The organism is Nocardia sp. NPDC003482, from assembly GCF_053588115.1.
Window position 1 is genome coordinate 308,780 of record NZ_JBSFPI010000002.1, and the last position, 12,812, is coordinate 321,591.

The 12,812-nt window shown below is 68.3% G+C and carries 12 protein-coding genes; 5 read left to right on the forward strand and 7 right to left on the reverse strand.

What is annotated here, in order from left to right; all coding sequences use genetic code 11:
- Positions 1 to 2 precede the first annotated feature (2 nt).
- Positions 3 to 875, reverse strand: a complete 873-nt coding sequence (gene rfbA, locus ACWDSJ_RS04535; protein WP_450029210.1) for a glucose-1-phosphate thymidylyltransferase RfbA — start codon at positions 873 to 875, stop codon at positions 3 to 5.
- Between the two features lie 214 nt (positions 876 to 1,089).
- On the opposite strand from rfbA, the gene ACWDSJ_RS04540 reads away from it, so the two are divergent.
- Positions 1,090 to 2,100: an alpha/beta hydrolase gene (locus tag ACWDSJ_RS04540; protein WP_450029211.1), complete on the forward strand. Its 1,011-nt coding sequence runs from the start codon at positions 1,090 to 1,092 to the stop codon at positions 2,098 to 2,100.
- A gap of 61 nt (positions 2,101 to 2,161) precedes the next feature.
- Here ACWDSJ_RS04540 and ACWDSJ_RS04545 read toward each other — a convergent pair whose 3' ends face one another.
- Together ACWDSJ_RS04545 and ACWDSJ_RS04550 are read right to left on the reverse strand one after the other, a co-directional pair.
- Positions 2,162 to 2,884, reverse strand: a complete 723-nt coding sequence (locus tag ACWDSJ_RS04545; protein ID WP_450029212.1) for a hypothetical protein — start codon at positions 2,882 to 2,884, stop codon at positions 2,162 to 2,164.
- Between the two features lie 109 nt (positions 2,885 to 2,993).
- On the reverse strand, positions 2,994 to 3,704 hold the full coding sequence (locus ACWDSJ_RS04550; RefSeq protein ID WP_450029213.1) for a hypothetical protein: 711 nt from the start codon (positions 3,702 to 3,704) through the stop codon (positions 2,994 to 2,996).
- Between the two features lie 381 nt (positions 3,705 to 4,085).
- Between ACWDSJ_RS04550 and rfbB the strand changes: the two genes are divergently transcribed.
- The gene (gene rfbB / locus ACWDSJ_RS04555; RefSeq protein ID WP_450029214.1) at positions 4,086 to 5,087 is read left to right on the forward strand and encodes a dTDP-glucose 4,6-dehydratase; all 1,002 of its coding nucleotides are present in this window, start codon (positions 4,086 to 4,088) and stop codon (positions 5,085 to 5,087) included.
- A gap of 10 nt (positions 5,088 to 5,097) precedes the next feature.
- Here rfbB and ACWDSJ_RS04560 read toward each other — a convergent pair whose 3' ends face one another.
- Together ACWDSJ_RS04560 and ACWDSJ_RS04565 are read right to left on the reverse strand one after the other, a co-directional pair.
- Positions 5,098 to 6,630, reverse strand: coding sequence for a DUF2142 domain-containing protein (locus tag ACWDSJ_RS04560; RefSeq protein WP_450029215.1), 1,533 nt, complete (start codon positions 6,628 to 6,630; stop codon positions 5,098 to 5,100).
- Entirely contained in the window at positions 6,630 to 7,595 is a 966-nt protein-coding gene (locus tag ACWDSJ_RS04565) for a glycosyltransferase (RefSeq protein WP_450029216.1), read from the reverse strand. The genes ACWDSJ_RS04560 and ACWDSJ_RS04565 overlap by 1 nt, the downstream gene beginning before the upstream one ends.
- Before the next feature lie 137 nt (positions 7,596 to 7,732).
- Here ACWDSJ_RS04565 and ACWDSJ_RS04570 point away from each other — a divergent pair, with 137 nt between their 5' ends.
- On the forward strand, positions 7,733 to 8,245 hold the full coding sequence (locus tag ACWDSJ_RS04570) for a GtrA family protein (RefSeq protein WP_450029217.1): 513 nt from the start codon (positions 7,733 to 7,735) through the stop codon (positions 8,243 to 8,245).
- Positions 8,246 to 8,294: 49 nt separating this feature from the next.
- The gene (locus ACWDSJ_RS04575; RefSeq protein ID WP_450029218.1) at positions 8,295 to 10,211 is read left to right on the forward strand and encodes a glycosyltransferase; all 1,917 of its coding nucleotides are present in this window, start codon (positions 8,295 to 8,297) and stop codon (positions 10,209 to 10,211) included.
- Here the strand turns inward: ACWDSJ_RS04575 and ACWDSJ_RS04580 are convergent.
- A complete protein-coding gene (locus tag ACWDSJ_RS04580; protein WP_450029219.1) occupies positions 10,189 to 11,034 on the reverse strand; it encodes an SDR family oxidoreductase in 846 nt (281 codons plus the stop codon). The two genes, ACWDSJ_RS04575 and ACWDSJ_RS04580, sit on opposite strands and share 23 nt — an antisense overlap.
- Positions 11,035 to 11,150: 116 nt before the next feature.
- Positions 11,151 to 12,200 carry a ribosome small subunit-dependent GTPase A gene (gene rsgA, locus ACWDSJ_RS04585; protein WP_450029220.1) on the reverse strand — a complete coding sequence of 350 codons (1,050 nt, stop codon included), beginning with the start codon at positions 12,198 to 12,200 and terminating at the stop codon, positions 11,151 to 11,153.
- A gap of 317 nt (positions 12,201 to 12,517) precedes the next feature.
- On the opposite strand from rsgA, the gene ACWDSJ_RS04590 reads away from it, so the two are divergent.
- Entirely contained in the window at positions 12,518 to 12,808 is a 291-nt protein-coding gene (locus ACWDSJ_RS04590) for a hypothetical protein (protein ID WP_387358745.1), read from the forward strand.
- Positions 12,809 to 12,812: the final 4 nt, after the last annotated feature.

Genomic DNA, 12,812 nt, shown 5'->3' on the forward strand with positions numbered 1-12,812 from the left:
GCTCACCAATCCCGTCCGCGCTCCAGCAGGCCCAGCAGATAACTCCCGTACCCGGACCGCACCAGCGGTTCGGCCAGGCGGCACAGCTGCTCGTCGTCGATGTATCCCATGCGCCAGGCCACCTCCTCGGGCACCCCGATCTTCAGGCCCTGCCGCTCCTCGATCGTCCGCACGTAATTGGCGGCGTCCAGCAGCGAGTCGAAGGTGCCGGTGTCGAGCCAGGCGGTCCCGCGCGCGAGCACCTCCACCTGCAACCGTCCCTGCTCGAGGTAGGTCCGGTTGATATCGGTGATCTCGTATTCCCCGCGCGCGGACGGTCGCAAACCGCGGGCGATCTCCACGACGTCGTTGTCGTAGAAGTACAGCCCCGGGATGGCGTAGTTGGAGCGCGGCAGTTTCGGCTTCTCTTCGATGGAAACCGCACGGCCCCGGTCGAATTCGATCACGCCGTAGGCGCTGGGGTCCGACACCCAGTACGCGAACACCGCGCCGCCGTCGAGGCCGTGGAACCGGTGCAGCCGGGTGCCGAGTCCGGGACCGTGGAAGATGTTGTCGCCCAGCACGAGCGCGACCGAATCGGAGCCGATGTGGTCGGCGCCGAGCACGAAGGCGCGGGCCAGCCCGTCCGGTTCCGGCTGCACCACATAACTGATGCTCACCCCGTATTGCGAACCGTCGCCGAGCAATCGGCCGAACGCGTCGGCATCCTCCGGCGTGGTGATCACCAGGATGTCCCGGATGTCGGCCAGCATGAGGGTCGAGAGCGGGTAGTACACCATCGGCTTGTCGTACACCGGCACAAGCTGTTTGCTCACCCCGCGCGTGATCGGATGCAGGCGGGACCCGGTGCCACCGGCCAGGATGATTCCGCGCATGGCACGCAGTCTGCCAGTTGCCCTCGACCGGGGCGCGGCGAGGTTCCGAAACGATCACGACGGGTTTGGCGAGATGCCGATCGGCCCATATCTGTTGCACAGGTCACTTCAGCGTGGTCTTCTGAAATGACACCGTGTGAGATGTCAGCGCCGACATCGCCGGCCGGGTTCCTCGGCCTTCCCGTCGGCGCGCCGGGAGTTAGGTAGGTGCGCGATGGTAGCGATCCCGATCGGCGAGGTGGTTCCCGAACCGGATCCCGGCGTGGTGGTCAACCCCGACCGGCTCAGCCTGCACTCCCAAGCCCTGCTGCTGGCCTGCAAGGGTGTGGTGGGTCCGGTGATCAAGCGCTATCCCATCCACCCGCAGACCATGCCGCTGGCCCGGCACGTGGTCGACGGCCTGGCCGCGCTGCGCCCGGGCCCGCGCGGCATCGAACGAGAACAGGTGCGGCTGGGCGGATTTCGGATGGAGATCGTCCGACCGGCGGGCGGCAGCCGCGCGTTGCGGCACGGCGCGGTGATGTACCTGCACGGCGGCGGATTCTTCCTGTGCGGTCTGGATTCGCACCGCCCGATCGTGGCGAGCCTCGCCCGCCGCACCGGCCTGCCGGTCGTCAGCGTCGAATATCGCCAATTGCCGGGCACTTCCATCGCCGGATCGATCGAGGACTGCCTGACCGCCTACCGCTGGCTGCTCGGCCACGGCGCGGATCCGGCGCGCATCGTCTTCGCCGGGGACTCCGCCGGGGGCTATCTGACCTTCGCGACCGCGCTGCGCGCGATCGAGGCCGGATTGCCCACGCCCGCGGGCCTGGTCGGCCTGTCGCCGCTGCTGGATCTGGACCACAAGGCCAAGCGGGGTTACGTCAATGTCGCCCGGGACGCCTACATCCCGATGTCGGCGGTGCGCCGCATGGTCCGCTACGGCGCGGAGATCGACGGCCGGGTCGATCCGATGCTGTCGCCGGTCAACGGCACGCTGGCCGGATTGCCGCCCGCGCTGCTGATCGTCGGCGAGGACGAATTGCTGCGCTACGACTGCGAATTGATGTCCCGGCGGCTCACCGCGGCGGGCGTCCCGCATTCGCTCGAGCTGTGGCGCGGGCAGGTGCACGCCTTCATGAGCATTCTGCCGAGCCTGCCGGAGAGCCGGGCCGCGCTGGCCCGGGTCGCCCGCTTCGTCCGCGCCCGGATCGAGCCCGAAACGGTCGCTCGCACAGCCTGATTGGAAAGCACCCCCGCCCAGCGCGCGCTGGACGGGGGTGCTGTCTGTCCCGGACGAACGGTTACTTGGCCGGCGGAGCCGCGCCGAAGGTCGGCTCGAACGGCTGGTTGATGGTGGTGAAGTACTGGTTCGCCGCGAGGATCGCGACGGGAGCCGTCACCAGCAGCTGCCCCACGAGGGTGCCGAGGGCGCCGACGGCGATGATCCCGCCGAGGCAGCCGACCGCCGCGGCGGGCAGGAACGCGCCGAACAGGCCGACGATGGCCGCCGCGGCGACCGTGGCCCCGGCGATACCGCCGAGCACGCAGCCCACCGCGCCGCCGGTGAGGCCGCCGGTCAGGGTGCCGATCGTCGCGCCCATGCTGATCGTGTCGACCATGCGCTTCCAGGCGGCCTGCTCCCGGTCGTACGGGGTCTTCCAGTTGGCCTGATCCTCGTAGGGCAGGGCGACCGGCTTGTAGACCGCGTGCTCGGTGTCGAACCGGGGGGTCAGGGTGGCGGTGTGGTCCGCGATGTCGGCGGCGATCGGGAACTCGAAGTCGTCGACGCGGAACTTCAGTTCCGTTCCGGCCACGGTGGTTCCGTCGGCGGCCTTGATCTTGAACACGCCGTCCTCGACCACCATGGAACCGGCGTCGGTGGAGATGACGGTCGATTCCGGGGTCGTGGTCGACTTGAAGTCGATCACATCGGCGGCGGCGGGCGCGGCGTGCACGGTTCCGGCGGTCACGCCGAGGGCGGCGATCACCAGGGCCGAGGTCGCCGCGAATTTCCTCATCTTCATGTGGGTCTTTCCAAAGCTGGTGGAACACAACCGCCCGCCCGGTGCGGCGAACCTTACCGGGCGGGCGCTGGTGTCATAGGTTATCGAAAACCGTTGAGCGACAGTCGAACTACTTCGACGGAGCCGGGGTGAACGGCTGGTTGATCGTCGTGAAGTACTGGATCGCGGCCAGGACGGCGACCGGCGCGGTGATCAGCAGCTGACCGGCCAGGGTGCCCAGGGCGCCGACGGCGATGATGCCGCCGAGGCAGCCGATGGCGGCGGCCGGGATGAAGGCGCCGAACAGGCCGACGATCGCGGCCGAGGCCACGGTCGCGCCGGCGATGCCACCGAGGACGCAACCGACCGCGCCGCCGCCGATACCACCCACGAGGGTGCCGATGGTGGCGCCGGTGGAGATGGTGTCCTTCATGCGGTTCCAGGCGGCCTGCTCACGGTCGTACGGGGTCTTCCAGGGAGCGGTGTCCTCGTAGGGCAGCGCGACCGGCTTGTAGACCGCGTGCTCGGTGTCGAACTGCGGGGTCAGGGTGGCGGTGTGGTCGGAGATGTCCGCGGCGATCGGGAACTCGAAGTCGTCGACGCGGAACTTCAGGTCGGCCCCGGCCAGGGTGGTCCCGTTGGCGGCCTTGATCTTGAACACGCCGTCCTCGACGACCATCGAACCGGAGTCGGTGGAGATGATGGTCGAGGTCGGGGTGGTCGTGGACTTGTAGTTGACGACGCCCTCGTCGGCGGCCGGGGCCGCGTTCACGGTACCGGCGGTCACGCCGAGCGCGGCGATCAGCAGTGCCGACGTCGCGGCGAATTTCCTCATCAGCATTTCTAGTGGAACCTCGAGAGAGAGTGGTTCGGGGGGACACGAGTATCGAATTCGAGCTCCGCTAACGCCCGGTGAACCTGTCGTGACCGTTCATTCAAATTTTGTTCACCATTGAGTCCCTGGGGACTGCAAGGTCTGCGAAACACGCTGTAACCGTAATGGTTTTGGGGAGGCGAACCGACCTCAGGTCCGAAAGGTTTACATATACTTGAGTGATCAAGGTCACAATTTTCCGGCTCCCAGCGGGCGTACCCGCTCCTGCTTCGGATGATAGCGATCGCCGATCGAGTGGCCCCGATCACAACGGACCCGGCCCGACCGCGATTCGGACAACCGTCGGCGAATCGGTTGCGCGCGCGCCGACCCGATAGGCTCGCACCCGTGCGACTGCTCGTAACCGGGGGCGCGGGGTTCATCGGCGCCAACTTCGTCCATCAGACCGTCACCGAACGGCCCGATACCCGAATCGTGGTGCTCGACGCGCTCACCTACGCGGGCAATCGCGCCTCGCTGGCGCCGATCGCGGACCGCATCGAGTTCGTGCACGGCGATATCGCCGACACCGAACTCGTCGACCGGTTGGTCTCCGGGGTGGACGCGGTCGTGCATTTCGCCGCCGAATCGCACAACGACAACTCCCTCGCCCGGCCGTGGCCCTTCGTGCAGACCAATATCGTGGGCACGTTCGCGCTGCTGGAGGCCGTGCGCCGGTACGACGTGCGCTATCACCACATCTCGACCGACGAGGTGTACGGCGATCTGGCCGCGGACGATCCGGCCTTCACCGAGACCACGCCCTACAATCCGTCGAGCCCCTATTCCGCGTCCAAGGCGTCGAGCGATCTGCTCGTGCGGGCCTGGGTGCGCTCGTTCGGCGTGCGGGCCACGATCTCCAACTGCTCCAACAACTACGGGCCCTATCAACATGTGGAGAAGTTCATTCCGCGCCAGATCACCAATGTGATCGACGGTCTGCGCCCGCGCCTGTACGGCGCGGGGCATCAGGTGCGCGACTGGATCCACGTCGAGGACCACAACCGCGCGGTGTGGACGATCCTGGAGCGCGGCCGCATCGGGCAGACCTATCTGATCGGCGCGAACGGCGAACTCGACAACAGGTCCGTGGTGCGGCTGATCCTGACCGAATTCGGCCGCGACCCCGACGATTTCGATCACGTCACCGATCGGCCCGGCCACGATCAGCGCTACGCCATCGACGCGAGCCTGCTGCGCGACGAATTGGGCTGGACCCCACGCTATTCCGATTTCCGCACCGGCCTCGCCGCGACCATCGAGTGGTACCGCGCGCACGAGGACTGGTGGCGGCCGCAGAAGGAGGCCACCGAACGCGCCTACGCGGCCGCGGGGGAGCGGGTGCTCTGAGCGGTCGCGCTCAGCCCCACACCAGGAACTCGTACTTCAGCGCCGCGGCCGTCAGCGCGACGACCATCGCCACCACGACCGCGATGGCGGGCCCGCGGTGCGGGATCACCCCGCGAACGTCGGTCCAGCGCAACGGCATCCAGCGCAGCAGCGCCGCGAAACCCACCACGGCCAGCGGGACGAAGTACCGGCCCTGCACGCCGTCGACGAGGTAGTAGTCCACCGGCGAGAACGACATGTACAGCGTCACGTAGATCATGGCGACGCTGGCCAGCACCGTCAGCGCGACGACCACCGTGCGCCAGCGCTGGGCCGAGAACCGTTCGGCCACACCGGCACTCACGGTGAACGCCAGCAGGCACGCCAGGACGGTCAGCGCCGGAACGTCGATGTAGGCGAAGCCGAGCTCCCCGAAGAACTGGGTGAACCAGCGCTGATCGCGATACCAGATGCTCTCGGTGAAGATGTTCAGGAAGTGCCCCGGATTGCTCAGGATCCCGTGCAGCTGATCGCCCGGCCGCACCGAATGCCATTGGGCGGGCGGGCGCATCAGGCCCATCCCGTCACCGGTCGGGGCGGCGATCTTCATCCACACCGCGAACAGCCCCGCGCCCACCGCCGCGCAGAGCCAGGGCAGCCAGCGCAGCCATTGCCCGAACCGGTACTGCCGCGCGGGAATCAGCACCACGAGCATGGCCAGCAGCACGTAGGTCGGCTTGCTCAGCGGCAGCGCGAGCGTCGCGCCCAGCGTCACCACGGTTTCGAGCCGGGTCAGCTCCGCCCCGAGGAACAGGCCCTTGACCACCATGACCGACACCAGGATCGCGAGCGCGTTGGTCATCGTGTCCGCGGTGACCGTACCCGCCTGGAACAGCGCGATCGGCAGCGCGGCCACGGTGAAGGCCAGCCACTGCACCCGATACGCGCGCAGGGCGCGCAGCGCGAAGCCGACGATCACCAGATACGCCAGCAGCCCCGCGAACCGGGTGAGCTGGACCGTCGAGCCCACGTTCAGATCCAGGGCCTGCGCCAGCCGAAGGCCCACGGCGGCGGGCACATACGGCACGGGGGAGTAGGCCGCGGTGTTGGTGAACCACACCGGCCGGGTCTGCTGTGAGACCGGCACCGAGCCGAGCAGGTCGTAGGCGCGCGGATCGGCGACCATCGGATCGGGTTCGCCCGGATTGTGGTTGTAGTCGTCGAAGGCGTAGCTCATCAGGCCGTCGATGCTCACCGGGACGTCACCGCCGTAGGCGACGCCGCGATCGTCGGCGATGCGGTGCGGCGTGAACCCGCCGTGCGCGACCTGATAGGCCCGGCCGAACTGGGTGATCTCGTCGTGTCCCCAGAACGCGGGGGTGAGCACCGCGAAGACCGCGCCGAACACGGCGGCCACGAGCACGAACGCGACCGCGCCGAAGCCGAGGTGGCGCCGCGTCCAGTCGGTTGCCCGTGCGAGAACCGTTGTGCGCGAAGACGTTTCGACGGTCTGCTCGGCGGGGGCGGGCTCCTCGACGGCCGCCCGCTCGGCCTGGGCCGTCATCAGTCGACCTGTCCGACCCGCTCGGCGATCGGTTCGCCCACCGCGGCGTAGCGCAGATACATCAGGCGCGCGGCCTCGTGCCGGGAGCGGCGGATGCCGTCGAGGATCAGTCCGGCGGTCCACGCCAGGCTGCCCAGCAGCAACAGGGTGAAGGCGAGGAACAGCGTCGGGAAGCGCGGCACCTGGTGAATCTCGTAGAACTCCACCAGGATCGGCACGGTCAGGATCACCGAGACGATCCACGCGACCGTGCCGAACAATCCGTAGAAGGCCACCGGCCGCTCGTGCCGGGCCAGTCCGATGATCAGCGCCAGGATCTTGAAACCGTCGTGGTACGTGCGCAATTTGGATTCGCTGCCCGCGGGCCGATCCCGGAAACCGACCGGCACCTGGGTCTGCGGCACCCGCAGATGCAGTGAGTGCACGGTCAATTCGGTCTCGATCTCGAATTCGCGCGAGACGGCCGGGAAGCTCTTGACGAACCGCCGGGAGAACACCCGGTAGCCGGAGAGCATGTCCTCGACGTTCTCGCCGAACACCTTTCCGACCACTCCGTTGAGCACCTTGTTGCCGGTCTCGTGGCCGGAGCGGTACGCCTGCGCGCCCTCGTCCTGTTTGCGCACGCCCAGCACGTGGTCGTACGGGCCGTTCAGCAGGGTCTTGATCAGCAGCGGCGCGGCGAAGGCGTCGTAGGTGTCGTCCCCGTCGATCATCACGTAGACGTCGGCCTCGATATCGGCGAACGCCCGCCGCACGACATTGCCCTTGCCCTTGACATGTTCGGTGCGCACGACCGCTCCCGCTTCCCGCGCCCGCTCGGCGGTCGCGTCGGTGCTGCGGTTGTCGTACACGTAGACGACGATGCCCGGCACGGCAGCCTTGAGGTCCGTGACGACCTTGGCGACCGCGGCCTCCTCGTTGTGGCAGGGCACCACTGCGGCGATACGAAGCTCGGTGGGGTCCACCCCGTCAATCCCTCATTATTCGAACCGGACGGTGAAATACGAACACCGGGAGGGTACAGGGCCGTGCTGCCCCTCGTGTACCCGGCGCGCGTTCCCCCCATGCACCCGGCGTGCTTTCCGCCGGGTACGGTCGGGCCGTGTCCGGAAGCGAGTACGTGATCGAGGAAGCGGGGCCCTCGCGGGCGTCGCTGGTCACCAAGATCCTTGCCGCCGTGCGTAAGGGCGGGGCCTTCCTGGTCGTGGGTGGGATCGGGTTTCTCGTGGACGCCGGGACCTACAACCTGCTCGTGTTCGCGGGCGGGAAAGGGCCGTTGTTCCACTTCCCGTTGCCCGCCAAGATCATCGCCATCCTGGTGGCCACGGTCGTCACCTACTTCGGCAACAAATGGTGGACCTTCGCCGGGAAGAAGGGCGGCAGCGCGGCCCGCGAATATCTGCTCTACGCGGTGTTCAATGTGGTCGCCATCGGCCTGCAACTGGCGTGTCTGGGCTTCTCCCGATACGTTCTGCACCTGTCGACCCCGTTGGCGGACAACATCTCCGGCACCCTGATCGGGCAGGCCGCGGCCGTCCTGTTCCGCTATTGGGCCTACGACAAATTCGTATTCACCGGCGCCGCGGCTGAGCAGGCCCGCACCGAGGCGCGTTGATATTCTCAGCCAGCGCGTCGAACATCGAGGGATTACGAGGGAATCCGATATGGACCAGTCGGCTGGGCAGGCCGTGACCGAAACCGAGAACGACCGGCGCATCGCCGACCCCGCGCCCGCCACGCTGCGCGGTGACCACCGCCCACCGGAACGGCTGACCCTGCAGCGCGGGGTGTTCACCGGCCCGTCGCCGAAGGTCAGCGACGAGCTGTACGCGGTCGTCAAGGGCGGCAAGGCGCATCGCGAGCGGATGAGCATCCGGGTGGACAAGGGCGCCCGCGCCCACACCAACACCTACTTCGGCCGCTTCGCGGCGAGCTACTGGCAGCGCTGGACCACCGTCACCGAGGTCGAGGTCGGCCTGACCGTCGAACTCGGCGGCCTGGCCCGAATCCGGTTGGCGGCCTCCGATATCGCGGGCCACCGGCGCATCGTCGCCAGCGCCGACGTGCGCGCCGACGGCCGCGTGGTGCTGCGCGCGCCCCTGGACCAGTACGTCGACGGCGGCGCGCTGTGGCTCGAATTCGACGCGGTCGGCGGCGACCTCGCGATCAGCGAACTGTCCTGGACCGCGACCGCGCCCGAGCACATCCGTCCGGTGGCGATCGCGATCTGCACGTTCAACCGCGCCGAGGACTGCGCCCACACCGTCGCGGCGCTGGCCTCGGATCCGGTGGTGCTGGACGTGATCGACGCGGTGTACGTGGTCGATCAGGGCACCGATCTCGTCGAGGACCGCCCGCTGTTCCAGGAGACCCGGCCGCGGTTCGGCGACAAACTGCGCTATCTGCGGCAGCCGAATCTCGGTGGGGCGGGCGGGTTCACGCGCGGCCTCTACGAGGTGTCCGCGGCCAACGAGCACGCCGACGTCATCCTCATGGACGACGACATCCTGTGCGAACCCGAGACGGTGATCCGGCTCAACGCCTTCGCCAATATGACGGTGGAACCGACCCTGGTCGGCGCGCAGATGCTGTTCCTGCTCAACCCCGACTACCTCAACGTCGGCGCCGAGGAGACCGACCTGGGCATCCTCCGGCACGGCCAGAAGGTGTCGAAGGCGTTGCGCAACACCAGCATGCTCAAGAAGCAGCAGGAGCGCCGCGTCGACGCGGGTTACAACGCCTGGTGGACCTGCCTGATCCCGGCGGAGGTGGTCGCCCGCATCGGGCTGCCGATCCCGATCTTCTTCCAGTGGGACGACGTCGAATACGGCCTGCGCGCCCGCGAACACGGCTTCGTCACGGTGACGCTGCCCAACGCCGCGGTCTGGCACGCCGACTTCTACTGGAAGGACTTCGACGACTGGGCGCGCTACTTCTCCTCGCGCAACTCCCTGATCGTCTCTTCCTTGCACACCGATCTGGACCCGAAGAAGATCAGCCGCCAGCTGTTCCGCGAGATCGCCGAGATGCTGGTGGCCATGCAGTACGGCCTGGCGCACACCACCTTGCAGGGCATCGAGGATTTCCTGAAGGGCCCGGAGGTGCTGCGCGACGGCGGCATGGCGGCGCTGGCCGCCGCCCGCACCAGCCGCGGCGACTATCCGGAGACCAAGAAGCATCCCGCCGCCACGGCCCCGATTCGCAACGCGGACATCAGCATTCGCCGCGCCGAGGGCGAGCCGAGCCGCCCGCATCTGGTCCTGATCAAGCGTGCGATCCAGCAGTGGACCGGCAAGGTCCAGCCCGGACTGGTCGGCGTCACCCGCGAGGACGCCTACTGGTGGCACGTCTCGCTGTTCGAGCACGTGGTCGTCACCGACGCCTCCCAGTCCGGGGTGCGAATCCGCAAGCGGGACAAGGCCCGTGCCCGCGCGCTGCTGCTGCGCACCTGGCGGGTGCTGCGCAAGCTCCGTCGCGACCTGCCCGAGCTGAGCCGCCGCTACCGGGCGGCCATGCCCGAACTCACCAGCCGCGAGAACTGGGAGCGGCTCTACGGCATCACAGGAACAGATCGGTCGTGAGCGGCCCGTCGCCCGGCGTCACCCGGTACTTGTCGAAGTCGGTGACGCCGTGCGCGGCGAGCACCTCGTCGTCGAGGAAGAAGTTGCCGGTGGTGTCCTTCGCGGGCGAGGTGAGCACCAGGTAGGCGGCGTCGGCGTAGATGTCGGGGGTGCGGGAGGTGGCGACCATCTCCTCACCGCCGAGCAGATTGCGCACGGCCGCGGTCGCGATCGTGGTGCGCGGCCACAGCGAGTTGACGCCGATGCCGTACTGCCGCAGTTCCTCGGCCAGCCCCAGCGTCGTCAGCGACATGCCGTACTTGGCGATGGTGTAGCCGAGATGCTGTCCGGCCCATTTCGGATCGAGGTTCAGCGGCGGCGACAGGGTGAGGATGTGCGGATTGCGGTCGGCCTGCGCGGAATCCTTCAGCGCGGGGATGCTCAGTTTCGACAGCAGGAAACTGCCGCGGCAGTTGATGTCCTGCATGAGGTCGTACTTCTTCATCGGCAGCAGTTCGGTCGGCGACAGGTCGATGGCCGAGGCGTTGTTGACGACCATGTCGATGCCGCCGAACCGCTCCACGGTCTCCCGCACGGCCGTGGCCACGGCCTCGTCGTCGCGGACGTCGCCGACGAACTTGTGCACCGAGCCGCCCGCCTGCTCGAGTTCGGCGGCCGCGGTGTGAATCGTGCCCGGCAGCTTGGGATGCGGCGTATCGGTCTTCGCGATCAGCGTGATGTTGGCCCCGTCGGCCGCCGCCCGCTTCGCGATCTCGAGCCCGATGCCCCGGCTCCCGCCCGACATGATCATCGTCCGCCCGGCCAACGCCCGGTCCGCACCCATAGCCTGCTCCCATCTGTCCGGCCGCCCCGACCCGGGGCGATACCTCCTAGCAGGCTAGGCGATCCCGTCCCCGCCGCGGGACCGCCGTTCCGTAAACCCCGAGCCGCCGTTTCGATCTATCGACCGCGCGAGCGCCGCTCCCGGTACACGGCCCGCTGCGAACGCTCCACGTTCTTCCACATGCGGGTGCGCTCGGCGCGCAGCCGGGCGTCGGTGCGGGCGGCGAGCCACGCGTTCTCCCGGCGCAACTTGCGATAACTGTCGAATCGGCGGCGCGGCAGCTCCCCGGACTCGAGGGCGGCCAGGACCGCGCAGCCGGGTTCGGTCTCGTGCGCGCAATCGTCGAATCGGCATCGTTCGGCGAGGTCCTCGACGTCGCGGAAGGTGTGCTCCAAACCCGCACCGGCCGACCACATTCCGACCGAGCGCAGCCCCGGCGTGTCGATCAGCGTCCCGCCGCCGGGCAACGGCCGCAGCTCCCGCTGCACGGTGGTGTGCCGCCCCCGCTTGTCCGAGGCGCGCACCGCGTCGGTGGCGAACACCTCCGCGCCGAGCAACGCGTTGGCCAGCGTCGACTTCCCCGCGCCCGAGGGCCCGAGCAGCGCGACCGTGCCGTCGAGCAGCGCGCCCAGCACGTCCATGCCCAGTCCGGTCGTGGCGCTCACCGCGAGCGTGACCGCGCCCGGCGCGACCGCGCGCACCGCCTCGAGCGGAATGTCCACGGCCAGATCGGCTTTGGTCAGCACGACCACCGGCCGCGCCCCGGACTCCCAGGCCAGCGCGAGCATCCGCTCGATCCGGCCGAGGTCCACATCGCCGTCGGCGGCCGTGCACACCAGCACCGTATCGACATTCGCGGCGAGCACCTGCGGCTCGGACCGCCCCGACACCGCCGCGCGCACGATCGCGGTGCGTCGCGGAATCCGCTGCCGGACAACGTATTCGGTATCCAATACCACCCAATCGCCGGTGCACAGGCCCTCGACGTTGGTATCCGCCCGCGGGCACCGAGCGCGCGCGAGCCCGATGGGGGTGGCGACGTCGCACTCGCTGCGATCCATTCGGATGACGCGGGCCGGGACCCAGCCGGTGTCGAGCAGCTCTGTGTATGCGGCGGATACGGCCGAATTCCAGCCGTAGGGAACGAGTCGGTCGTGATCGACCATGAGGAAAGCCGTCTTTCATCGGGCACGAAGCCCACGACGGGCTCAGTGCATCGGGCAGAACAGGGAAGTACGTGCGGCGCCGCGGTATTCGTCCCCGCGCGACTGCGCACCTCGAACAATCACGTTCACGTACTTCACCTCCTCGAACCTTCCGACGCTTTCGTCTGTGTGATCACAACGATGACAGCCCGGCCCCCGCCGCGCAACGCCTTTTCCCGCGGCCGGTGGTTTTCGGGGGTTCCCCCTTCACGAACACCGTTGTACAGTCGACCAATCCTGTTGCCGACAACCATCTTTCGTTCCGACAGGGGGAGCTCATGGGGGAGATTCTGCAAGCGGATCTCGACATCCTGCACCGGCTCGGCGGCACCCTCGGCGGCCACGCCGACGCCATCGCCGCGCTGAAGGTCACGGCCTCGGTCCGCATGCCCGATTCGCCCATCCAGGCGGTGTCCCAGCGGGTGGACGACGCCGTGGTCGCCGCGTTCGGTGTCATCGGCGGCAATATCCGCACGATGTCGCACCGCACCACGAACGCCGCCAAGACCTACGAGGAACTCGACAAGGCCAATGCGGCGCAACTGAGCCGGTACAACGGCGGCCGGTGACCCC